The 21,694-nt window shown below is 63.0% G+C and carries 18 protein-coding genes and 1 pseudogene; 10 read left to right on the top strand and 9 right to left on the bottom strand.

Annotated features, from left to right (window positions below):
* Positions 1–49: 49 nt before the first annotated feature.
* The 6 genes and pseudogenes from ACNA0R_RS05875 to ACNA0R_RS05850 form a co-directional block, all read right to left on the bottom strand.
* A pseudogene (locus ACNA0R_RS05875) lies at positions 50–827 on the bottom strand (IS3 family transposase); the annotation flags it as partial.
* A gap of 31 nt (positions 828–858) precedes the next feature.
* A complete protein-coding gene (locus tag ACNA0R_RS05870) occupies positions 859–1,005 on the bottom strand; it encodes a transposase (RefSeq protein WP_415824995.1) in 147 nt (48 codons plus the stop codon).
* Between the two features lie 105 nt (positions 1,006–1,110).
* Complete coding sequence (locus ACNA0R_RS05865; protein WP_415824994.1) at positions 1,111–2,724, bottom strand: DHA2 family efflux MFS transporter permease subunit; 1,614 nt, start codon at positions 2,722–2,724, stop codon at positions 1,111–1,113.
* A complete protein-coding gene (locus ACNA0R_RS05860) occupies positions 2,721–3,914 on the bottom strand; it encodes an HlyD family secretion protein (protein WP_415824993.1) in 1,194 nt (397 codons plus the stop codon). The genes ACNA0R_RS05865 and ACNA0R_RS05860 overlap by 4 nt, the downstream gene beginning before the upstream one ends.
* Before the next feature lie 19 nt (positions 3,915–3,933).
* A complete protein-coding gene (locus tag ACNA0R_RS05855) occupies positions 3,934–5,370 on the bottom strand; it encodes an efflux transporter outer membrane subunit (RefSeq protein WP_415824992.1) in 1,437 nt (478 codons plus the stop codon).
* A gap of 135 nt (positions 5,371–5,505) precedes the next feature.
* The gene (locus tag ACNA0R_RS05850; RefSeq protein ID WP_415824991.1) at positions 5,506–6,006 is read right to left on the bottom strand and encodes a MarR family winged helix-turn-helix transcriptional regulator; all 501 of its coding nucleotides are present in this window, start codon (positions 6,004–6,006) and stop codon (positions 5,506–5,508) included.
* 176 nt (positions 6,007–6,182) lie between these two features.
* Between ACNA0R_RS05850 and ACNA0R_RS05845 the strand changes: the two genes are divergently transcribed.
* The 3 genes from ACNA0R_RS05845 to ACNA0R_RS05835 all read left to right on the top strand — a co-directional run bounded on the left by ACNA0R_RS05845 (position 6,183) and on the right by ACNA0R_RS05835 (position 8,545).
* Positions 6,183–7,136, top strand: coding sequence for a DMT family transporter (locus tag ACNA0R_RS05845; RefSeq protein WP_415824990.1), 954 nt, complete (start codon positions 6,183–6,185; stop codon positions 7,134–7,136).
* A 72-nt stretch (positions 7,137–7,208) separates the two neighbouring features.
* Positions 7,209–8,201 (top strand): quinone oxidoreductase family protein, encoded by a 993-nt coding sequence (locus ACNA0R_RS05840; protein ID WP_415824989.1) that lies wholly within the window; start codon positions 7,209–7,211, stop codon positions 8,199–8,201.
* Positions 8,202–8,329: 128 nt separating this feature from the next.
* Complete coding sequence (locus ACNA0R_RS05835) at positions 8,330–8,545, top strand: YgdI/YgdR family lipoprotein (RefSeq protein WP_415824988.1); 216 nt, start codon at positions 8,330–8,332, stop codon at positions 8,543–8,545.
* Positions 8,546–8,643: 98 nt separating this feature from the next.
* Here the strand turns inward: ACNA0R_RS05835 and ACNA0R_RS05830 are convergent, their stop codons facing one another.
* Positions 8,644–9,663: a class 1 fructose-bisphosphatase gene (locus ACNA0R_RS05830; protein WP_415824987.1), complete on the bottom strand. Its 1,020-nt coding sequence runs from the start codon at positions 9,661–9,663 to the stop codon at positions 8,644–8,646.
* A 25-nt stretch (positions 9,664–9,688) separates the two neighbouring features.
* Complete coding sequence (gene pepN / locus ACNA0R_RS05825) at positions 9,689–12,391, bottom strand: aminopeptidase N (RefSeq protein WP_415824986.1); 2,703 nt, start codon at positions 12,389–12,391, stop codon at positions 9,689–9,691.
* 166 nt (positions 12,392–12,557) lie between these two features.
* On the opposite strand from pepN, the gene ACNA0R_RS05820 reads away from it, so the two are divergent.
* Entirely contained in the window at positions 12,558–13,214 is a 657-nt protein-coding gene (locus ACNA0R_RS05820; protein ID WP_415824985.1) for a DUF4136 domain-containing protein, read from the top strand.
* Positions 13,215–13,331: 117 nt separating this feature from the next.
* On the opposite strand, the gene ACNA0R_RS05815 is transcribed toward ACNA0R_RS05820, so the two are convergent.
* Positions 13,332–13,700: an H-NS histone family protein gene (locus ACNA0R_RS05815; protein WP_415824984.1), complete on the bottom strand. Its 369-nt coding sequence runs from the start codon at positions 13,698–13,700 to the stop codon at positions 13,332–13,334.
* 117 nt (positions 13,701–13,817) lie between these two features.
* Here ACNA0R_RS05815 and ACNA0R_RS05810 point away from each other — a divergent pair, with 117 nt between their 5' ends.
* The 6 genes from ACNA0R_RS05810 (at position 13,818) to glcE (ending at position 21,692) form a co-directional block, all read left to right on the top strand.
* Positions 13,818–14,645 carry a carbon-nitrogen hydrolase family protein gene (locus ACNA0R_RS05810; RefSeq protein ID WP_415824983.1) on the top strand — a complete coding sequence of 276 codons (828 nt, stop codon included), beginning with the start codon at positions 13,818–13,820 and terminating at the stop codon, positions 14,643–14,645.
* A gap of 18 nt (positions 14,646–14,663) precedes the next feature.
* Entirely contained in the window at positions 14,664–16,124 is a 1,461-nt protein-coding gene (gene tldD, locus ACNA0R_RS05805) for a metalloprotease TldD (RefSeq protein ID WP_415824982.1), read from the top strand.
* 312 nt (positions 16,125–16,436) lie between these two features.
* On the top strand, positions 16,437–17,507 hold the full coding sequence (gene aroG / locus ACNA0R_RS05800; RefSeq protein ID WP_415824981.1) for a 3-deoxy-7-phosphoheptulonate synthase AroG: 1,071 nt from the start codon (positions 16,437–16,439) through the stop codon (positions 17,505–17,507).
* 72 nt (positions 17,508–17,579) lie between these two features.
* A complete protein-coding gene (locus ACNA0R_RS05795; RefSeq protein ID WP_415824980.1) occupies positions 17,580–18,989 on the top strand; it encodes an FAD-binding oxidoreductase in 1,410 nt (469 codons plus the stop codon).
* Positions 18,990–19,066: 77 nt separating this feature from the next.
* Positions 19,067–20,569: an FAD-linked oxidase C-terminal domain-containing protein gene (locus tag ACNA0R_RS05790; protein WP_415824979.1), complete on the top strand. Its 1,503-nt coding sequence runs from the start codon at positions 19,067–19,069 to the stop codon at positions 20,567–20,569.
* 13 nt (positions 20,570–20,582) lie between these two features.
* Positions 20,583–21,692, top strand: coding sequence for a glycolate oxidase subunit GlcE (glcE, locus tag ACNA0R_RS05785; protein ID WP_415824978.1), 1,110 nt, complete (start codon positions 20,583–20,585; stop codon positions 21,690–21,692).
* Positions 21,693–21,694 lie beyond the last annotated feature (2 nt).

The raw sequence follows: 21,694 nt of genomic DNA, 5'->3' as shown, positions 1-21,694 counted from the left end.
GCCCCCGGCCTGAACTGCTCCCCATAAGTTGGACGGTCAGAAGCTGAAGCCCGAAGGCCTGAGCTCGGTATTGCGCCGGGCTCAGGCCTTTTAGCTTGAGCTTGATGCGGTCGTGATTGTAGTAACGGATGTACTGCCTGATCCCAGCCTGCAACTGCTTGATGCTCTCGAAGCGGTTCAGGTGGAAGAACTCGGCCTTTAGCGTACCGAAGAAGCTTTCCATGGCGGCATTGTCCAGGCAGTTCCCTTTGCGTGACATGCTCTGCGTCACGGATCGGGCGCCTAGCATGCGCCGGTAGCTGGGTTGCTGGTAGTGCCAGCCTTGGTCTGAATGCAGAACGGGACGCTCCGTGGGGCGTAGCCGAGCGAGCGCTTTTTTTAGCATGCTGCCCACGAGCTTGAACATCGGCCGGCGACTGGTACAACTTCTCGCCACGTACGTTGAACTCGGTCACGTCGGTGACCCATTTCTGGTTCGGACGTTCGGCCTCGAAGTCGCGTGCCAACACATTGGCCGCCACGTGATGCGGCGGTAACCATAGCGGCCCTTGTGACGAGCGTAGATTGCGCCGATGCGCTGCTTGAGCTCGGCGTACGAGTCCACGGCGCCCAACGCCTTCAAATGGTAGTAGAACGTGCTGCGCGAGAGCTGGGCCGCGCGCAGTAACAGTTCGAGCGGATGCTTGGGCCTTAATCCTTGGACCAATTGCGCTTTCCGACGCGCGCTGTGGTCTTTTCCGCTTCGATCAAGGCCTTCATTTTTTTAGGTAGTCGTTCTCCGCGCGCAGATACGCCAGCTCCTTTTGGGGCTCTCTTGAACTGCGCGTCATACTGACTGACCTTCTTGGCCAGGCCGGCTTACCCATGGCTCTGGTATGCCGCGACCCAGCGACGTAAATGCGAGTGGTCAATCCCCAACGAAGCAGCAATTGCCTCGCTGCCCTCTCCTTGCACTAGATATCTCTTAACCGCGGCCAGCTTGAAGTGCTCGTCGTACTTCGTCATGCAAAACCCCCGAAGGTTGGATCAACGTCCAACTTTCGGGGGTCAGTTCAGCCGCGATATGCGACCGGGGGCCTTTGTTTTGTGGTGCCCCGCCGGGGCTTCGCCTTAGTGGGCTCCCGCGGCGGCTTCCGCCGCGCCGGCATCCTTGGCGCGGACAGGACGGGCGAACCATACCAGGCCGGTCAGCAGCAGGAACACGATGGCCGAGCCATAGAAGACATCCAGTGCCGACATCGTGAAGGCCTGGGTATCCAGCATGCCGTTCAAAGTATGCAGTGCTTGTTCCACCGACATGCCCAATGACGACAGTCCGTGCATCACCTGATCGTAGGCCTGCGAACCGGGCAGGGCGGTCTCGGTCAGGCGCGCATGGTGCAAGGTCGCGCGGTTCTCCCACAACGTGGTGGAGATGGATGTGCCGAATGCGCCCGCGGTGAGGCGGCAGAAGTTCGACAGTCCCGCGGCGGCCGGGATGCGCCACGGTTCCAGGCCCGACAGCGTGATGGACGTCAGCGGCACGAAGAAGGCCGCCATGGCCGCGCCCTGGATAATCGTGGGGATCATCAGCGCGCCCATGTCGGTCTGCGGCGTAAAGCTGGCGCGCATATAGCACACCAGCGCAAAGATGCAGAAGGCGAAGGTGACGATCTGCCGCGGATCGCGTGTCGCCAGCATGCGGCCCACCACGGGCGTCAGGACGATGGCCAGTATGCCCACCGGCGCGGTGACGATGCCGGCGTCGGTCGCGGTGTAGTTCATATTGCTTTGCAGCCACAAGGGCAGCAGCACCACATTGCCGAAGAACACCCCATAGGCGATCGCCAGCGTCGCGGCGCCTATGGTGAAGTTGCGCCCCTTGAAGAGCCTCAGCTCGACGATGGGATGGGCCTCGGTCAGCTCCCAGATAATGAAGAACACAAAGGCAACCGCGGTGACCACGGCCAGCCCGATGATGGTGGAGCTTTGGAACCAGTCCAGTTCCTTGCCCTTGTCCAACATGATTTGCAGGGCGCCGACCCAGACCACCAACAGCACCAGGCCGACCTTGTCGATGGGCAATTTGTGGGTGACCGATTCACGGTCCTTGTAGATGCGCCAGCTGAACCAGGCCGCGATCAAGCCCACCGGGACATTGATATAGAAAATCCAGGGCCAGGAGTAATTGTCGGATATCCATCCGCCTAGCAGCGGCCCGGCCACCGGCGCGACCAGTGTGGTCATCGACCATACCGCCAGGGCCATGCCGGCCTTCTGCTTGGGAAAGCTGGCGAGCATCAGCGTCTGCGACAAAGGAATCATCGGGCCCGCCACCGCGCCCTGCAGCACGCGGAAGGCGATCAGGGCTTCCAGCGTCGGTGCGAATCCGCACAGCCACGACGCAATGACGAACAGCAGCGTGGACGTCACGAACAGGCGCACCTGGCCGAAGCGCTGCGTCAGCCATCCCGTCAGCGGTACGGTAATGGCGTTGGCGACCGCGAACGAGGTGATGACCCAGGTGCCCTGGCTGGTGCTGACGCCAAGATCGCCGGAGATGGTCGGAATGGAGACGTTGGCGATCGAGGTGTCCAGCACATTCATGAACACCGCGGTCGACAGCGCGATCGAGCCGACCACGCGCAGGCCGCCTTCCAGCGGAGGATAGCTGGAAGGCCGTTGCGGAGCCGGGGCAGCCTGCTGGCCCGCGCCGGCCGGGGCGGCATTGCTGGCGGGATTCATTGCGCGAGGTTCTCTTCGACGATTTTCTGGATCGTGGCGTCGACCTGATTGTCGTCAGGTTCGAAGGCCTTGGTCGCCAGTGCGGGCTGCGCGCGCGGCGTCTGCTCGGTCACCGCGGTGCCATCCTTCTTGCTCAGGTCGACTTCAACGTCCATCGAGAGCCCGATGCGCAGCGGATGCGCTTTCAGTTCCTGCGGATCCAGCGCGATGCGCACCGGAACGCGCTGCACGACCTTAATCCAGTTGCCGGTGGCGTTCTGCGCCGGCAACAGGGCGAAGGCGCTGCCCGTGCCCGCATCCAGGCCGATGACCTTGCCGTGGTAGGTAACACTGCTGCCGTACAGATCGGCGGTCAGCGTGGCGGGCTGGCCCACGCGCATTTCGCGCAGCTGGCCTTCCTTGAAGTTCGCTTCCACCCATACCTGGTCCAGCGGCACGACGTTCATCAAGGTGTTGCCCGGGGCCACGCGTTGGCCGACCTGCACGCTGCGGCGCGCCACCATGCCGGTCACCGGCGCGGGCAGCACGGTGCGCGATTGCGCCAGCCACGCGTTGCGCAGCTCGGCTTCCGCTTCGCGTACGTCGGGGTGCTTTTCCACCGTGGTGCCGTGCGTCAGGGCCTGGTTGGTGGCCAGCTTGGCCTTGGACGCCTCCAACGCGGCCTGTGCCTGCGCCACGCCGGATTCCGCCGACTTCAGCGTCGTCTGCGCGTGCAGGATTTCTTCGCCGCTGACGCCGCCCGACTTGGCCAGCGTCTGGCGGCGCGCCAGGTCGCTGCGCGCCCGCGTCAGGTCGGCCTGCGCACGTTCGAGGTCGGCCTTGCGTACCGCCACGTCGGCGGCCAGGGCATCGTTCTGCACGTACAGCGTGCGAACCTGGCGCACGGTCTGCGCCAGCTTGGCTTCGGCCTGGCGCAGGGCGATGTCGGTATCCGACGGGTCCAGGCGGACCAGCGGCGCGCCCGCCTCGATCATCTCGGTATCGTCCGCTTCGATGGCCACCACGGTGCCGGGGACCTGGGGCGTGATTTGCACCAGATTGCCGTGGACATAGGCATCGTCCGTGCTTTCGAAATGCGAGCCGACCAGCCACCACCAGGCGCCGTAGGCGATGGCGATCAGCACGAAGATACCCGTTGCGGTCAGCATCAGGCGCTTGCGTTTGGGATTGGAAGTTTGAGGAGCGTTCATGACGTCAATCCGATGTTCTTCAATGAGTGGTGTTCGAGGTGTCCTGCTGGGCGATCTCCGCATTTGCGGGGGCCGGCACATAGCCGCCGCCCAGTGCATTGGCCAGCTCGGCATCCAGCTTGTAGGCGCGGAAGCGCAGATCCGTTTCCAGGCGTGCCTGCGTCAGCACATCGTTCTGCGCGACCAGCACGATCAGGTAATTGCCCAGTCCGGCCTTGTAGCGGTTGACCGCCAGTTCGTATGCCGCGTCGATGGACTGGCGCGCCTGGCGCTGTTCCGCCGTCTCGCGACCGATCAGACGCAAGGCGTCCAGCGCATCCGCGACCTGCCGTACCGCGTCGAGCACCGTTTGGTTGTAGTCCGATACGGCCAGGTCGGCGTCGGCGCGGCGTCCGGCCAGATTGGCGTTCAGTTCCCCGCCATGGAAGATCGGCAGCGAAATCGCCGGGCCGATATTGGCGGTGCGGCTGGCCGCCTGCAGCAGGTTGTTGGTGCCCAGCGCCTGGAAGCCGATGAAGGCGGTGATGTTCACGTTGGGATAGAAGTCGGCCTTGGCGACGTCGATCGTCTTGCGCGCGGCTTCGGCGCGCCAGCGGGCGGCTACGACGTCGGCGCGATGGCCCAGCAACTCCAGCGGAACGGAAACAGGGATACCGCCTGGCGGCACCGTCAGGTTCGCCTCGTGCAGGTTCAGTCCGCGTTCCGGACCCGCGCCCGCGAGCGCGGCCACCTGATTGCGTAGCTGGGCCAGTGTGGTCTCCACCTGCGTCAGCTGTACCTTGGCGGAGGCAAGCTGCGACTCCGCCTGCTTGACCTCCACCTGCGTGTCCAGCCCGGCGCTGAAGCGTTGCCGCGTGATGGACAGGGCTTCGTCGCGCTGCGTGATGATGCGCTGGAGCACGGCGCGCTGCGCGAAGGCGTTCTGCAGGCTCAGATAGCTCTGTACCATGGCGCTGGACAACATGGTGCGCGCTGCCTGGCTGTCCGCCTCGGCCGCCTGTTCGCGCGACAGGGCGGACTGCAGGGCGGAGCGGTTCTTGCCCCAGAAGTCCAGCTCATAGCTGAAGTCCAGTCCAAGGCGGTTGTCGCTCTGCACCGAGCCCGCCAGCGGCTCCGGATAGATATACGTCTTGGAGATGTGCTCGCGCTGCAGCGAATAGTTCGCGTCCACGCGGGGCAGCAGAGGGGCACGAGCGCCGCTGACGGCCGCGTTGGCCTGCGCCAGCCGCGCCTGGGCCGCGGTGATCGACGGATTGTTCGCCAGGGCTTCCTGCACCAGGGTGTCCAGTTGCGGGTCGCCGTAGCGTTGCCACCACTGCGTCGTCGGCCATGCCGCGGCCTGATCCTTCAGGCCCAGCTTCTGCTCCGTAAGCTCGGCCACGGGTGTAGGGCCTTTCTCCATGAGGGCGCAACCGCTCAGGGCGATCACCAATAGCAAAGTAGAGAGGCGTTTCATAGCGATCAGCCCGCGGTGGAAAACCGGATAGTCGTTTCGCGGTGAAGTAGGGGGATTAAGCGGATTGTCATTTTATTGACCAGTTATTAATTGACTAGGCAGCTATTAGGGCGAAAAAACAGGTGCTGTCGCTCGCTAGCCCTTGCCTGGAGGTACGGGGGCGGACCCGTTGGCCAGCATGCGGCGAAGGAAGTGCGTCAACAGTTCGACTTCATGTTCGGAAAAACCGCGCAGATAGTGATTGATGGTGCGAGCGATGTTTATGGGAATCTCCCGCATCATCGCCTGGCCTTCTTCCGTAATCTCGATCTTGATGACGCGGCGGTCCTGCTCGCTGCGCTTGCGGCGCAGCAGCTTCTTGGCTTCCAGCCTGTCGAGCGTGCGCGTCATCGCACCGGTATCCACTTCGTTCAGGCGCGCGAGCTCAGCCGCGGTGTCGGCGCGGCCCATGGCCACCATGGCGACGGGACGCCATTGTGTCGCCGTCAAACCCAGCGGAGCCATCTCTTGATCCAGGGCCCGATTCAGGGAATTGAAGACCAGGCGGATAAGGTAGCCGGGGTTTTCCTCAAGCCGCGCCCGGTCGCACCGGTAAGGTGGCGATTCATCTGACGGAGCAATGGATTCTGTGTTCATGTACCCCAGATTAGCTGTTTAGGCAGTTATTGTCAAGTTAACCTTCCTGACAAAAGGCTGACCGTTGGGTGGCCAAGGCCGTGGAGGCGGGCCAGCGCCCAGCGCTGTGGAAACGGCCGCCGTCGCGCACGAGAAATGCCGTGCACAGACCTGTGCCCGCCACATAAAATCCGGGCATGAATTCCATCGTCGCAACATCCGCCGCTCCCGCGTTCTCCAACCGAGCCGCGGGCTTTTCCCTCGCGGCCCTGGGCGCCATCCTGTTTTCCGGCAAGGCCATCGTCGTCAAGTTCACCTACGAATACGGTGTTGACGCAGTCACGCTCATCGCGTTTCGCATGTTGTTTTCCTTGCCCTTTTTTGCCTTCATCGCCTGGCGGCAGTCGCGGCGGGCCGTACGCGGCGAAATTCCGGTGTTGACCCGCAAAGAATGCGTCAGAGTCGTGTTGCTGGGCCTGATCGGCTACTACTTGTCGAGCTTTCTGGATTTTCTTGGGTTGCGCTACATCAGCGTCGGATTGGAGCGCCTGATCCTGTTCCTGGCGCCCACCCTGGTGCTGCTGATCACCGCTTTCTGGTTGAAACGTCCCATCGCCGGCCGCCAGTGGCTGGCGCTGCTGCTGTCCTATCTGGGCGTGGTGCTGGTCTTCGCCCATGACATGGCGCAGACCGGCGGCAGCGCGGTGCTGCTCGGCTCCGCATTCGTTTTTGCGTCCGCGTTTTCCTATGCCCTGTATCTGATCGGTTCAGGCGAGCTGGTCAAACGGGTCGGCGCGATGCGCTTGACCGCCTACGCGATGTCGGTGTCCAGCATCGCCTGCCTCATCCAGTTTTTCCTGGTGCATCCGCCCGCGCTGCTGATCCAGCCACTCGGCTTTTATGGCTTGTCGCTGATCCATGCCGTCGTCAATACCGTTCTGCCGGTTTTCATGATCATGGCGGCGGTGTCCCGCATCGGGCCGCCGCTGGCCGCGCAGTTGGGCATGCTGGGCCCTGTGTCGGTGCTGTTCCTCGCATTCTGGTTTCTGGGTGAACCGGTGACCGCATGGCAGCTGGCGGGCACGGCTTTCGTGCTGGCGGGCATGTTCGTGCTGACAGCGCCTCGCCCGGCTTTATCGAAACGGAACTGAAAAGCCGCGCAACCTCGGCACTTTCCGATTAATCAACCTTACCCACGACGAACACAAAGAAAGGAGCGTTGTATGGCCAGCAATACTGTCAAGGCAATCCGACTGGAGGCACACGGCGGCCCGGAAGTCCTGAAGTTGGTTGACGTGGAGGTGCCGCCGCCCGGTCCCAGCGAAGTGACGGTGCGCCAGCATGCCGCCGGATTGAATTTCATCGACATCTATTACCGCACCGGCCTGTATCCGCATCCATTGCCGCACGGCCTGGGTTTCGAAGGGGCGGGCGTGGTCGAAGCAGTAGGCAGCGATGTCACGCATATCAAGAAAGGCGATCGCGTTGCGTATGGCCAAAGCCCCCTGGGCGCTTATGCGGAAATGCGCAATGTGCCGGCGGCCAATGTAGTCCAGCTGCCCAAGCGCATCAGTTTCGATGAAGCGGCGGCGATGATGCTGAAGGGCTTGACCGTCCAATACTTGTTCCGCCAGACATACCGCCTGCAAGGTGGGGAAACCATCCTGTTCCATGCGGCCGCCGGGGGTGTGGGGTTGATCGCCTGCCAGTGGGCCAAGGCCTTGGGCGTCAAGCTGATCGGCACGGTGTCCAGCCCGGAAAAGGCCGAACTCGCGCGCGAACATGGCGCCTGGCAGACCATCGATTATTCGCGCGAAAACGTGGTGGAGCGCGTGCTCGAATTGACCGGCGGCAAGAAAGTGCCCGTGGTGTATGACGGCGTGGGCAAGGATACCTGGGAAATGTCCCTGGACTGCATCGAGCCGCGCGGCCTCATGGTGAGCTTCGGCAATGCGTCCGGTCCCGTCACCGGCGTCAATATCGGTATCCTGAATCAGAAAGGTTGCCTTTATCTGACCCGGCCTTCCCTGGCGCTGCACGTCAATACGCCGGCCAAGCTGAAGGCCGCTTCAGACGAGTTGTTCGATCTGGTGCTGAAAAAGAAGATACGCATGCGTATCGACCAGCGCTATCCCCTGGAGCAGGCGGCGGAGGCACACACGGCGCTTGCTTCACGCAAGACCACGGGCGCTACGGTGCTGACCCTGAATAACTGAGCCGTTGGGAAAGTTGCGGGCATCGTTGCATCTCGATTAACAGATGCTCGCACTTTCTGCACATCCGGTCACCGCAACCGGGTGCAGCGTTCGATAAATTGGTCGTGTCCATCACGCAAGGAGATGACATGACTCTGAAACTGAGCGCTATATCGCTGGCCACCTTCGCCATCCTGGCTGGATGCTCTTCGCCTTCGGTCGTGAATACCCGGGACGGCTCGCAGATCGTAACGCCGGACAAACCGGACTACGATAAGAAGTCCGGCATGTACCAATACGAGCAGAACGGCAAGGACGTCCAGATCAATAAGGACGATGTGAAGTCGATCGAGCAGGTCAAGTAACGGCTATATAGCCATATCGGGGCGGGCTGCCAGCGTATGTCCGCCCGCCAGCAAAACCGGCGCCCCAGGCGCCGGTTTTTTGCTTGATGCCGCGGAGGTTATTGCGCGGCTGCCTCGCGATGGTATTTTGCGACCATTTCCACCTCGTTGCGCGAGCCCAATATCACGCTTACCCGCTCGTGCAACTGCGCCGGTTCGATATCCAGGATACGCTGCGTGCCATTGATGGAAGCCCCGCCGGCCTGTTCGACGATGAAGCTCATGGGGTTCGCTTCATACATCAGCCGCAGTTTGCCAGGCTTGGACGGCTCGCGCGCGTCCCAGGGATACATGAAAATACCGCCGCGCGTCAGGATACGGTGGACGTCGGCCACCATGGAGGCCACCCAGCGCATATTGAAATCCTTGCCGCGCGGACCTGTCTTCCCGGCCAGGCAATCATCGACATAGCGTTTCACCGGCGGCGCCCAGTGACGCATATTGGACATATTGATGGCGAATTCCTTGGTGTCGGCGGGAATCTGCATGTTTTCATGCGTCAACACCCACGACCCCATTTCCCGGTCCAGGGTAAAGCCGACCACGCCGTTGCCTACCGTCAATACCAGCATGGTCTGCGGTCCGTAGACCGCATAGCCGGCGGCAACCTGCTTGCTGCCGGTTTGCAGGAAATCCTGTTCCGTGACCGGCCGGCCATGCGCGTCGTGCGGGGCATGCAGCACCGAGAAGATGGTGCCGATGGAAACATTGACATCGATATTGGACGAGCCATCCAGCGGATCGAATAGCAGCAGATATTCGCCCTTGGGATAACGGTTGGGAATCAGGTGGATGGTTTCCATTTCCTCCGAAGCCATGGCGGCCAGGTGGCCGCCCCATTCATTGGCTTCAAGCAGGATTTCGTTGGACAACACGTCCAGCTTCTTCTGGACTTCCCCCTGCACATTTTCGGATTCCAGGCTGCCCAGCACGCCCCCCAGCGCGCCTTTACTGACCGCGTGGCTGATGGCCTTGCAGGCGCGCGCCACCACTTCGATAAGCAGGCGCACTTCCGGACCGACGGCTTGAGCCTGGCGCTGCTGCTCGACCAGATACTGGGTTAGGGTTTTGCGTTTCAAAAGTTTCTCCTCAAGCACACAATTTTCAGGCAGCCAGTTCCAGCGCCTTGGATACGATTTCGCTTACGTTGCGCGATAGGCCGGTATGCGCCCGCACCGCCTCCAACGCTGCGCGCATCGGCGCGCGCAAGGCCGGTACAAAGCGCGCCCAGTTATCCATGGCGCGCGCCAGGCGGGCAGCGACTTCCGGATTCAAGGCGTCCAGGGCCAGCACCTGTTCCTGCCAATAGCGGTAACCGGAGCCGTCGGCCGCGTGCAAGCCGCGCGCGTTATTCAAGCAGAATTGGAATACCAGCGCGCGGGCGCGATTCGGATTGCGCAGCGTAAATGCGGGATGAGCCATCAATCCCCGTACTGTTTCCACCGTGGTGGAACGCGCGGTGGCCTGCAGCGCAAACCATTTATCGATAACCAGCGGGTCATGCTGCCATTGCTCGTAGAAGTGGCTGAGCGTGCGCGTGGCGACGTCTTCGTCGCCATAGTTGACCAATGCGGTCATGGCGCCCAGGCGGTCGGTCATGTTCCCGGCTTTTTCATACTGGCTCAGCGCCCATTGCGTGGCCTGGGCGTCGCCGCTTGCCATAAGATGGCTTAGGGCCATATTCTTCAGCGCGCGCTTGCCGGCCGGTTCCGGCGCGGGCGTGTAGGGGCCTGGCGTCTGGCTGGCGGCGAAAGCCTGTCGCCACAGGTCGGCCAGCTGAGTGCCGATTTCATCGCGCAGGTAGTCCCGGGCGGCGGCCAGCGAGGGCGGATCCATGGCCGTCATGCGTTCGGCCAGTGTTTTCTCCGAGGGCAGGGACAGGGCGCGGGCACGATAGGCCACGTCCAACCGGGGATCTTCCAGCAGCGCGCGCCAGGCGGCGATAAAGGCGGGGTTGCACTGCATTTGCGCGCCGGCCTGTCGGGCTTCGGTCAGGCGCAGGATTTCGCGGGTAGCCAGTTCCTGTCCCGCTTCCCAGCGGGCGAACGGGTCGGTATCGTGTGCCGACAACAAGGCCAGCTCTTCATCGCTCCACGGATATTCCACGATAACCGGCGCGGAAAAGCCGCGCAGCAGCGACGGCACGGGAGCGGTGGGAATATCCTCGAATACCCACTGTTGCCGTTCCTGAGTCAGCTCCAACAAGACCGTCGAGCTTGCCTTTCCGTCCAGGCGCAGCTCCATGGGCCGCCCATCGCGGCCGAGCAAGCCCATGGCGAAAGGGATGTGGAAAGGCTGTTTCGAACCGGCCGCCGTCGAGTTCTTTTCGACGCCTACCGGCGCGCACCGCTGCGCCAGCGTCACGGTGCAACGCTGCGCGGCCGCGTCATACCGCAGATCCACCGTGACGCGGGGCGTGCCCGCCTGGCTGTACCAGCGGCGAAATACCCGCAGATCGCGCCCGGGATGCTGGCGGCTATATACGGATTCCATGGCGGCGACAAAATCGTCGCACGTGACGGCCTGGCCGTCGTGCCGGCGGAAGTATTCGTCCATGCCGGCGCGGAATCCCGCCTCACCAAGCAAAGTGTGCTGCATGCGGATGACTTCGGCGCCTTTTTCGTAGACCGTAGCCGTATAGAAATTGCCGATTTCCTGGTAGCTCTCGGGACGGATGGGGTGCGCCATCGGCCCCGCATCCTCTGGAAACTGCGCCGCGCGTAGTGTCACGACGTCGTCGATGCGCTTGACGGCGCGTGCGCTGGCGGCCGCCTGCGCATCCAGGCCACTGGCCATCATGTCGGCGCTGAACTCCTGATCGCGGAATACCGTCAGCCCTTCCTTCAAGCTCAACTGAAACCAGTCGCGGCAAGTTACCCGGTTGCCTGTCCAATTATGAAAGTACTCGTGCCCGATGACGGCTTCGATGGCTTCATAGTTGGCATCGGTGGCGGTGTCGGGATCGGCCAGGACATACGCGGCGTTGAATATGTTCAAGCCTTTGTTTTCCATGGCTCCCATATTGAAATCGCGCACCGCAACCACCATGAAGCGGTCCAGGTCCAGTTCCAGGCCGAACCGGGTTTCATCCCAGCGTACCGAGCGCACCAGGGATTCGAGCGCCCATTCAGTTTTCGATTCGGCGCCGGGGTCGCTATAGACTTGCAGCAGGACGTCCCGCCCGGATGCGGTTTTCAGCCTGGTTTCCCGATGAGTCAGGCGCCCCGCCACCAGCGCGAAAAGGTAGCAAGGCTTGGGAAAAGGGTCTTCCCATATGGCTTCGGCGCGGCCATCGGGCAACGTGCGCTGCTCCAGCAGATTGCCATTGCTGAGCAGGACCGGATACTCGGCGCCGGCACGCAGAGTCACGCGGTAGCGCGACATGACATCGGGACGGTCGGCGAACCAGGTGATGCGTCGGAAGCCTTCGGCTTCGCATTGCGTGAAGAAGTTGCCCCCGGACACATACAGACCCATCAGGGTTGAATTCGCCGAAGGCCGGCAGCGGCTGACGATATCGATCGACGCGCTGGCGCCCAGACCCGGCAGCGTCAGCGTATGGTCGTCGACACTATATTCGTCCTTGCCCAGGAGGCGGCCATCCACGGCCACCGACACCAGCTCGAGCTCGCTACCGTCAAGCTGCAGCGGCGCGCTTTCGTGGCCGGCGCGACGCCGCACCGCCAGCCGCGATGTCACTGTCGTCGCGTCCGGGTCCAGATCGAAGGCCAGCGCGACCTCCGGGATGTCGAAAGGGTAGGGCTGGTAATCCTTGCGGTAGACGGTAACGGAGCTTTCGGTACGCATGGCCTTGCCTATCGTGGTGGGTTGAACATTATTGTAGGTCGGGCCGCGACCGCGGCCTTGCCGCGATCGGCAAAACTTTGCTTCGGGTTTCCTGTCCAACGGCATGGACAGCCATTATGATGCTTGTCCGAGGCCGACGATGCCTCGTCGTTATGCAGGAGATTTTATGTACCGAGCCGATCCGTCCCGCGTCCGCCGCTTTGCTCAGGCGTTGGCCATGCTGCTCTTCGTGGGCCTGGTTGCCGGATGCGCGACTACGCCTACTGTGTCGGCGCGGGTGACGTCGTTCCAGGATTGGCCGGCGGGTGCGACCGGGCAGCGCTATCGTTTTGTCGCGGCCGACCCTGGTCAGAATAACAACCTGGAATACCAGAGTTTCCAGGACATGGTGCGCAGCGGGATCAGCCCGACCGGACTGGTAGAGGCGCAAGCGGGCCAGCCGGCGCGATTCGATGTTTCGTTCAAGTACGGCGTGACGCAGACGCAGGTGAATGTCCGGCGGCCCGTCGATCCGTATTTCTATGGCGGCTACGGCCCGGGGTTCTACGGCGGCCGGTACTGGGGCAGCCCCTGGGGCCCGGGCCCGGGATTCTGGGGACCCGATTGGGTCGATATGCCTTCGGTCGCATATCGCAATGCCTTGACCGTGGAAATACGCGATTCCAGCCAGGGCGGCAAGGAGGTTTACCGCGCCACTGCCTATAGCGTTTCCGATAGCGACCGCCTTCTCAGGGTGATGCCTTATCTGGTGCGCGCGATCTTCGACAATTTTCCGGCCAACAACGGCTCGGAACGGGAAGTCCGATACACGATGGGCAGATAGAGTGCAGCGTCATTAAGCGGAACGCTGCCGGTTTATGCTGTGAAAGAAAAAGCCCCGCGGTAATGCGCGGGGCTGATGAGACGGGACACTAGAGCCCGTCCGCTTGGGTCCCGGTGCTTATTGAATGAGAAAGCTCTCACGCGTCGCGCCCGCGGCTTCGGCGGCGGTAAGCCAACGCGGCGGCTTGCCCCGGCCGCTCCAGGTTTCCTTGGTATCGGGGTGACGATATTTCGGCGCGACGGCGCGCTTTGCGGGCGTGGCGGCATTTCCGGTGGCGCTCTTGCGGCCGGGGCCGCGGCGCGTGGCCGGCTTGCCGAACGCGGCGGCGATTTCCTCGGGAGTGATACTGTATTCGCGCATCGAACGAATGATGGAGGCTACTACGGGCTTGCGGCGCTTCATCTGCAGCGCCTCGGCTTTTTTGCGTAGCTTATCGATCTCTTTTTCGATCCTGGCTTGCTGCGCGGAGTAGGTCTCTCTTGGCATGGTATATCGATCCTTATTATGGAATTGATTTTCCGACCCGATTATAGTTATTTTGTCGACAATAGCACAAAACGAGTTGGGGATAATCCCAGGAATTCTTGAATCTATTTGTTTCCGATGAGCACTCCTTACACCCCCCTTTCTACATCCACCCGCGTGGCGGCAATCCAGATGGTTAGCACGCCGATTGTCAGGGAAAATCTGGATGCTGCGTCCCATTTAATCGCAAAAGCGGCCCAATCTGGTGCCCGATTAGTCTCATTGCCGGAATATTTCTGCTTCATGGGACAAAAAGATCACGATAAGCTCGCGGTCCGGGAAACCGAAGGCGCCGGTCCCATACAGGAGTTTTTGGCGGATCAGGCGCGCAGTCACGGAATATATCTGGTGGGGGGAACGCTGCCGTTCGTCAGCCCCGACGAGGCCCGCGTGTTCAACACTTCGTTGGTATACGGCCCGGACGGCAAGGCGCTGGCGCGATACGACAAAATCCATTTGTTCAATTTCCGGCGCGGTGATGAGTCGTACGATGAGTCCATTGCCATTCGGCCGGGAAGCCAGGTGCGTACGGTGGATACGCCTTTCGCCAAGGTAGGCCTGTCGGTTTGCTATGACCTGCGGTTTCCGGAACTGTACCGGGCGCTTGGGCAGGTAGACCTGATAGTCGTGCCGGCCGCATTTACCTATACGACAGGTAAAGCGCATTGGGAACTGCTGCTGCGCGCGCGGGCGGTCGAAAACCAGTGCTATGTGCTGGCGCCCGCCCAGGGAGGGGTGCATCCCAATGGACGTCGGACCTGGGGACATTCCATGCTGGTCGACCCTTGGGGTGACATCATGGACGTCCTCCCGGAAGGGGCGGGCGTGGCAGGGGGTAACATAGATCCCGCACGGCTATCGGAGGTGCGGACAGCGTTACCCGCGTTGCGCCACCGCGTTATGTAAATCCTTAGAGTTGCCGATATGAAGATAACCGACCCTGACATCCAAGCCCTGGCGACCGCCAAATCCGTATTGCTCGATCCCTGGGGGTTGAGCGAAGCCGACATGGCGCGCGCCCTGGGTGAAATATTCACGCACAAGGTCGATTACGCCGATCTGTATTTCCAGTACACCCGCAGCGAAGGCTGGAGCCTGGAAGAAGGCATCGTCAAGACCGGCAGCTTCTCCATCGGCCAGGGCGTAGGCGTGCGCGCGATCAGCGGTGAAAAGACCGCCTTCGCCTATTCCGACTCCTTGTCCCCCGATGCTTTGCTGTCCTCGGCCCGCGCGGTTCGCGGTATTGCGCGGCAGGGCGCCGGCAAGGCCAAAATACGCGCGCAGGGCGGCTCGCTTGCCGCGCACGACCTGTATCCGGCCATTGATCCGCTGCTGACGCTCAGCGCACCCGACAAGGTGGCGTTGCTGGAGCGCATAGAGCGCATGGCACGGGCGCGCGATCCGCACGTTATACAGGTCATGGCCGGATTGGGAGCCGAATACGACGTCATTCTGGTGGCCGGCAGCGACGGCCGGCTGGCGGCGGACGTGCGCCCGCTGGTGCGCCTGTCGCTGACCGTGATCGTGGAAAGGAATGGCCGCCGCGAAATGGGGCATGCGGGCGGGGGCGGCCGGTCCGGCCTGAACTATTTCACCGACGAGATTCTGCGCGGGTATGTCGAACACGCGGTGCACGAGGCGCTGGTGAATCTGGACGCACGCCCGGCGCCCGCCGGCGAGATGACCGTCGTACTGGGCTCCGGCTGGCCCGGCATCCTGCTGCATGAGGCGGTCGGCCATGGGCTGGAAGGCGATTTCAATCGCAAGGGCTCCAGCGTTTTCGCGGGTCGCATCGGCGAGCGCGTGGCGTCCAAGGGCGTCACGGTGATCGACGATGGCACTTTGCCGGACCGCCGTGGTTCACTCAACGTTGACGACGAAGGCAATGCCACCCAGCGCAACGTCCTGATCGAAGACGGTATTCTGCGCGGGTATATGCAGGACACCATGAATGCGCGCCTGATGAAGACGGCCGCCACCGGAAACGGACGGCGCGAATCCTTCGCGCATCTGCCCATGCCGCGCATGACCAATACCTATATGCTGGGAGGCGACACGCCGCCGGAGGAAATCCTGGCCTCGGTGAAGCGCGGCCTGTATGCCGTGAATTTCGGCGGCGGCCAGGTGGACATCACCAGCGGCAAGTTCGTATTTTCGGCTTCCGAAGCCTACATGATCGAAAACGGCAAAATCAGCTATCCGGTCAAGGGCGCAACACTGATCGGCAATGGCCCGGACGCCATGACCCGCGTCAGCATGATAGGCAACGACATGCGGCTCGATTCCGGGGTCGGTACCTGCGGCAAGGAAGGCCAGAGCGTGCCGGTCGGGGTGGGCATGCCTACCCTGCGCATGGACGGACTTACCGTGGGCGGCACCGCTTGAACCTGCATTCCGGCCATGACCGCCGGCGCTTTTTATGCTAGGATTTGCCGCCGTGTCATTCAACCATGTCACCCTGCGCGGCATGCCCGCTGCGTTTTTCATGACCTGCTGAATTTTTCATGACCTGCATTTGCAACCGCGGCCCGGCCGCCCGATTTTATTTTTATTTTTATGGCTTTCCGATGCCGCTGGCGGAGGAAGGGTTGCGCGCAAACTGAAGCAAGCGAAATCCCCTCAAAAAAGCCGCCAGCGACCTGGCGGCTTTTTTTATGTCCGCCAGCCTGGCAACGTACCCCAGGAAGGAGCTCCACCGTGTCACACAATACCGATGACTTGCGTATCCGAGAAATCAAGGAATTAACCCCGCCAGCGCACGTCATGCGCGAATTCCCTTGCAGTCAGTCGGTGTCGGACACCGTTTACGCGGCCCGTCAGGCCCTGCACCGCATCCTGCACGGCATGGATGACCGCTTGGCCGTGGTTATCGGCCCGTGCTCCATCCATGATCCCAAGGCGGCGATCGAGTACGCCGGCAGGCTGAAGCCGGTGCGCGATAGGTTGAAGGGAGACCTGGAAATCATCATGCGGGTCTATTTCGAAAAGCCGCGGACCACGGTGGGCTGGAAGGGATTGATCAACGATCCCGACCTGGACGGCAGCTTCAATATCAACAAGGGCATCCGAATCGGCCGGGAATTGCTGCTGGAAATCAATACGCTGGGCTTGCCGGCCGGCTGCGAGTTCCTGGACATGATCACGCCGCAATATATCGCCGACCTGGTCTCCTGGGGAGCGATCGGCGCCCGCACGACGGAAAGCCAGGTGCACCGGGAGCTGGCATCGGGCCTGTCTTGTCCGGTGGGCTTCAAGAACGGCACCGACGGCAATGTAAAAATCGCGGTGGACGCGATCAAGGCCGCGTCGCAGCCGCACCATTTCCTGTCGGTTACCAAGGGCGGTCATTCCGCGATCGTCTCCACTGCCGGCAACGAGGACTGCCATGTGATCCTGCGCGGCGGCAAAACGCCGAATTACGACGCCGCCAGTATCGACGCGGCCAGCCAGGACCTGGCGAAGTCGGGGCTGGCGCAGCGGCTGATGATCGATACCAGCCATGCCAACAGCAGCAAGAATCCGCAGAACCAGCCGCTGGTCGCGCGGGACATCGGCCGCCAGATCGCCGGCGGCGACGCACGCATCGTTGGTCTGATGGTCGAAAGCCATCTGCTGGCGGGGCGGCAGGACCTGGTTCCCGGAAAGCCGCTGACATATGGGCAAAGCATCACTGACGGCTGCATCGATTGGGAGGCCTCCGTTGAACTGCTGGAAGGCCTGGCCGGCGCGGTCCAGGAGCGCCGGCGCGCGGCCAGCAGCGGCAAATAACGCCGCGGGCGCACGGCAGGGCAGCCGGGGCAGCGGGCGTAGAATGGCGGGATCTCCGATTCGGATGAAGACATGAACGACATGACCGATTCCTCGTGGCTGCGCCGTCCCGTGCCAGCGGCCTGTCTTGATGCACTGCGCGCGGTCGTCGGCGACCGTCTGTCGACGGCGCAAGCGGTGCGCGAACACCATGGGCATGATGAATCGCCTTATCCGGATGTGCTGCCGGATGCGGTGATCTTCGCGCGCACCACGGAAGAAGTCGCGGCGGTGGCGCGCATATGCAACGAACACCGCGTGCCCATCGTGGCTTACGGCGCGGGCTCCTCGCTGGAGGGGCACCTGCTGCCCGTCCAAGGCGGTATCACGTTGGATTTCTCGGGGATGAACGCGGTACTGGCCGTGCATGCGGAAGATTTCACCGCCACGGTGCAGGCCGGCGTGACGCGCAAGCAGTTGAATGAGCATCTGCGCGACAGCGGTTTGTTTTTCCCCGTCGATCCGGGCGCCGATGCCAGCCTGGGCGGCATGGCGGCCACGCGCGCTTCCGGCACCAATGCCGTCCGCTACGGAACGATGCGCGAAAACGTGCTGTCGTTGACCGTGGTCACCGCCGACGGGCGTGTGCTGCGTACGGCGCGCCGGGCGCCGAAGTCTTCCGCCGGCTACGATCTGACTCGGATCTTCGTGGGCAGCGAAGGTACGCTGGGCATCATCACCGAGGTGACGGTAAAGCTGTACCCCCAGCCAGAGGCCGTGTCCGCCGCGGTCTGCAATTTCCCCACGCTGGGCGACGCCGTGGACAGCGTCATCGAAATCATGCAGGCCGGCGTCCCGATCGCCCGAGTCGAGTTCATGGACGAACACGCCGTGCGCTCGGTGAACCGGTACAGCAAGCTGGAATTGCGTGAAACGCCGCTGCTGTTGTTCGAATTCCACGGTAGCGCGGCCGGCGTGCAAGAGCAGGCCGCGTCCGTGCAGGCGATCGTCCATGACCACGGCGGCATGGACTTCGAATGGGCGAACCGCCCGGAAGATCGCAGCCGCCTGTGGGCGGCGCGCCACAATGCCTACTTCGCCGGCCTGCAATTGCGGCCCGGCTGTCGCGCCAGCACCACGGACGTGTGCGTGCCGATTTCCGCCCTGGCTGATTGCGTGCGCGAGACCGCCCGCGACCTGGCCGATGCGCCATTCCCCACCACCATCGTTGGCCACGTCGGCGACGGCAATTTCCATGTGCTGATGCTGCTGGATCCGGACAGCCAGGAAGAATGGGACATATCGGAACGCATCAACCACGACCTGGTGCGGCGGGCCATCGCCGCCGATGGTACCTGCACGGGAGAGCACGGCGTCGGACTGCACAAGATGGGATTCCTGCTGGAGGAACATGGCGAGGACGCACTGGCCTTGATGCGCAGCCTCAAACATGCCTTCGACCCCAACAATATCCTCAATCCCGGCAAGATCTTCGCTTGGTAGCGATCGCGCAACGGGGTGTTGTTCGTTGGGGTAAATCCCTGCCTGTGCGATCGCCGCGCGCGCGCTATCTTTGAAGCATGAATACCCTGGTAGAGACTGACCTTACGGATGCCCAGGCGGCGCCGCCGGCGGTGCCGGAACTGGTGGCCGCCCTGCAGGCCGTGCTGCCGGCCCATTGCGTGCTGTATCGCGAAGAGGACATGCGGCCCTACGAGTGCGACGGCTTGTCCCTGTATCGCGCCTTGCCGGCCGTGGTGTGCCTGCCGGAAACCGAAGCGCAGGTGCAGCAGGTCATGCGCGTATGCAACCGTCTCAGCGCGCCGGTGGTCCCGCGTGGCGCCGGCACGGGTTTGTCGGGCGGGGCGATGCCGCACAGCCAGGGGGTATTGCTGGGCCTGTCGAAATTGAATCGGGTCAAGCGCATCGACGCCGACAATGCCCTGGCGGTGGTCGAGCCCGGCGTGCGCAACCTGGCGATCTCCGAGGCCGCCGCGGCATACGGCTTGTACTACGCGCCTGATCCTTCCAGCCAGATCGCCTGTTCGATCGGCGGCAACGTGGCGGAAAACTCCGGCGGCGTGCGCTGCATGAAGTACGGACTGACGGTACACAACATCCTGCGCGTCCGCGTGGTCACCATAGATGGAGACATCGTCGAGCTCGGCAGCGAGGCCCCCGACGCGCCCGGACTGGATCTGCTGGCCGTCTTCATCGGCTCCGAAGGCATGCTGGGCATCGTCACCGAAATCACGGTCAAACTGCTGCCCAAGCCGGTCTGCGCGCAAGTCGTGCTGGCCAGTTTTCCGAGCGTCGAGGCCGCCGGCAACGCGGTGACGCGCGTCATCGGCGCGGGCATCATTCCGGCGGGGCTGGAAATGATGGACCGGCAGGCGGTGCACATGGTCGAGCCCTTCGTCCAGGCCGGTTACGACATGGACGCGCAAGCCATTCTATTGTGCGAATCCGACGGCACCCGCGAAGAAGTGGCGCATGAAATGGCGCGCATGGAAGCCGTGCTGCAGGACGCCGGCGCGACCCGCCTGCAGGTGTCCACCTCCGACGCGGAACGCCTGCGGTTCTGGGCCGGGCGCAAGAACGCGTTTCCGGCGGCCGGCCGCGTATCGCCCGACTATTACTGCATGGACGGTACCATCCCGCGGCGGCATCTTGCCCGTGTGCTCAGCGCGATCGAGCAAATGGAGGACGAGTTCGGACTGCGCTGCGCGAATGTGTTTCACGCGGGGGACGGCAATCTGCACCCGCTGATCCTGTTCGATTCCAACAAGCCGGACGAGACCGAGCGCGCCGATAAATTCGGCGTGGCGATACTCGAGCTGTGCGTACAAGTAGGAGGCACCGTGACGGGAGAGCACGGTGTGGGTATGGAGAAAATCAATCAGATGTGCGTGCAGTTCTCGCGCGAGGAACTGGACACGTTTCTCGCGGTGAAACGGGCGTTCGACCCGCACTGCCTGCTCAATCCGCAGAAGGTGATTCCCACCCTGGCTCGATGCGCCGAGTACGGCAAGATGCACGTACATGGCGGCGAGCTCCGATTCCCGGATCTATCCCGCTTCTGATCACAGGATAGTCATGGATTTCGTCCTGTCGGAATTGTGCGACCAGGTCATGACGGCGCGCGCCGGGCACAAGCCGCTGTTCATTTGCGGCGGCGGCAGCAAGGCGTTCTATGGCAATCATCGGCCGCTGCGGCCGGAAGACGGGCATTGCCTGCTGGATGTCACCGCATACCGCGGCATCGTCAATTACCAGCCACCGGAGCTCGTGGTGACCGCGCGCGCCGGCACGCCGCTGCGCGAGCTCGAAGCCGAGGTGGCCGCGCAGGGCCAGATGCTGGCGTTCGAGCCACCGCATTATGAATCGTCGGCCACTGTCGGCGGCTGCGTGGCCGCCGGGCTGGCGGGACCGCGCCGCATGGCGGCGGGCAGCGTGCGTGACTTCGTGCTGGGAGCCCGCGTGCTGGACTCGCATGGGCGGGTCCTGGGTTTCGGTGGCGAGGTCATGAAGAATGTTGCCGGCTACGACGTATCGCGGCTGCTGGCGGGTTCGCTGGGAATCTTCGGCGTGTTGCTGGAAGTCTCATTGAAAGTGCTGCCGCGCCCGGTCGCCGAAACCACCTTGACGCTGCCGGCGACCGAAAGCGAAGCGATTGCCTCGTTCGCGACCTGGCGCCGCCTGCCCATGCCGGTCTCCGCGGCGTGCTGGATACCGGCCGACGCCTCCGGCAACGGCCATATCCGGGTTCGCCTGTCCGGGGCGCCGCCCGCCATTGACGCGGCGCGCGTGCGCATCGGCGGCGAGCCGGTGGACGCGGACCAGGCGGAAGCATTCTGGCTGTCCATACGCGAACAGACGCACGAATTCTTCGACCGTTCCAGGCCGTTGTGGCGTATCGCCGTGCCGCCCGCGACCGCGCCGATGCAACTGGGCGCCACGCTCATCGAATGGGGCGGCGGCCAGCGCTGGCTGAGCGGCAGGCATGACGCGGGCTCGGTACGCGCCGCCGCACAGGACCGGGGAGGACATGCGACCTTGTTCCGCGCCGCGCAACGCGAGGACCTGCCCGCCGACGGCGTTTTCCAGCCTTTGACGCCCGGCGTGGCGATCCTGACGCGGCGGCTGAAGCAGGAGCTCGATCCTTCCGGTCTGTTCAACCCGGGCCGGCTGGTGCCGGAACTATAGGG

The sequence above is a fragment of the Bordetella sputigena genome, from assembly GCF_965137885.1.
GTDB classification, from domain to species: Bacteria; Pseudomonadota; Gammaproteobacteria; order Burkholderiales; family Burkholderiaceae_B; genus Bordetella_C; species Bordetella_C sputigena.
This window is presented reverse-complemented; position numbering and strand designations above follow the sequence as displayed.

Bases quoted from the DNA above. Each gene is read 5' to 3' on its own strand.
- pepN (WP_415824986.1), bottom strand. From the start codon at position 12,391: ATGCGTACCGAAAGCTCCGTTACCGTCTACCGCAAGGATTACCAGCCC.
- ACNA0R_RS05795 (WP_415824980.1), top strand. From the start codon at position 17,580: ATGAACGACATGACCGATTCCTCGTGGCTGCGCCGTCCCGTGCCAGCG.
- ACNA0R_RS05815 (WP_415824984.1), bottom strand. From the start codon at position 13,700: ATGCCAAGAGAGACCTACTCCGCGCAGCAAGCCAGGATCGAAAAAGAG.
- ACNA0R_RS05865 (WP_415824994.1), bottom strand. From the start codon at position 2,724: ATGAATCCCGCCAGCAATGCCGCCCCGGCCGGCGCGGGCCAGCAGGCT.
- ACNA0R_RS05860 (WP_415824993.1), bottom strand. From the start codon at position 3,914: ATGAACGCTCCTCAAACTTCCAATCCCAAACGCAAGCGCCTGATGCTG.
- tldD (WP_415824982.1), top strand. From the start codon at position 14,664: ATGAAGATAACCGACCCTGACATCCAAGCCCTGGCGACCGCCAAATCC.
- ACNA0R_RS05870 (WP_415824995.1), bottom strand. From the start codon at position 1,005: ATGACGAAGTACGACGAGCACTTCAAGCTGGCCGCGGTTAAGAGATAT.
- ACNA0R_RS05810 (WP_415824983.1), top strand. From the start codon at position 13,818: ATGAGCACTCCTTACACCCCCCTTTCTACATCCACCCGCGTGGCGGCA.
- glcE (WP_415824978.1), top strand. From the start codon at position 20,583: ATGGATTTCGTCCTGTCGGAATTGTGCGACCAGGTCATGACGGCGCGC.
- ACNA0R_RS05850 (WP_415824991.1), bottom strand. From the start codon at position 6,006: ATGAACACAGAATCCATTGCTCCGTCAGATGAATCGCCACCTTACCGG.
- ACNA0R_RS05855 (WP_415824992.1), bottom strand. From the start codon at position 5,370: ATGAAACGCCTCTCTACTTTGCTATTGGTGATCGCCCTGAGCGGTTGC.
- ACNA0R_RS05820 (WP_415824985.1), top strand. From the start codon at position 12,558: ATGTACCGAGCCGATCCGTCCCGCGTCCGCCGCTTTGCTCAGGCGTTG.
- ACNA0R_RS05835 (WP_415824988.1), top strand. From the start codon at position 8,330: ATGACTCTGAAACTGAGCGCTATATCGCTGGCCACCTTCGCCATCCTG.
- ACNA0R_RS05790 (WP_415824979.1), top strand. From the start codon at position 19,067: ATGAATACCCTGGTAGAGACTGACCTTACGGATGCCCAGGCGGCGCCG.
- ACNA0R_RS05845 (WP_415824990.1), top strand. From the start codon at position 6,183: ATGAATTCCATCGTCGCAACATCCGCCGCTCCCGCGTTCTCCAACCGA.
- ACNA0R_RS05840 (WP_415824989.1), top strand. From the start codon at position 7,209: ATGGCCAGCAATACTGTCAAGGCAATCCGACTGGAGGCACACGGCGGC.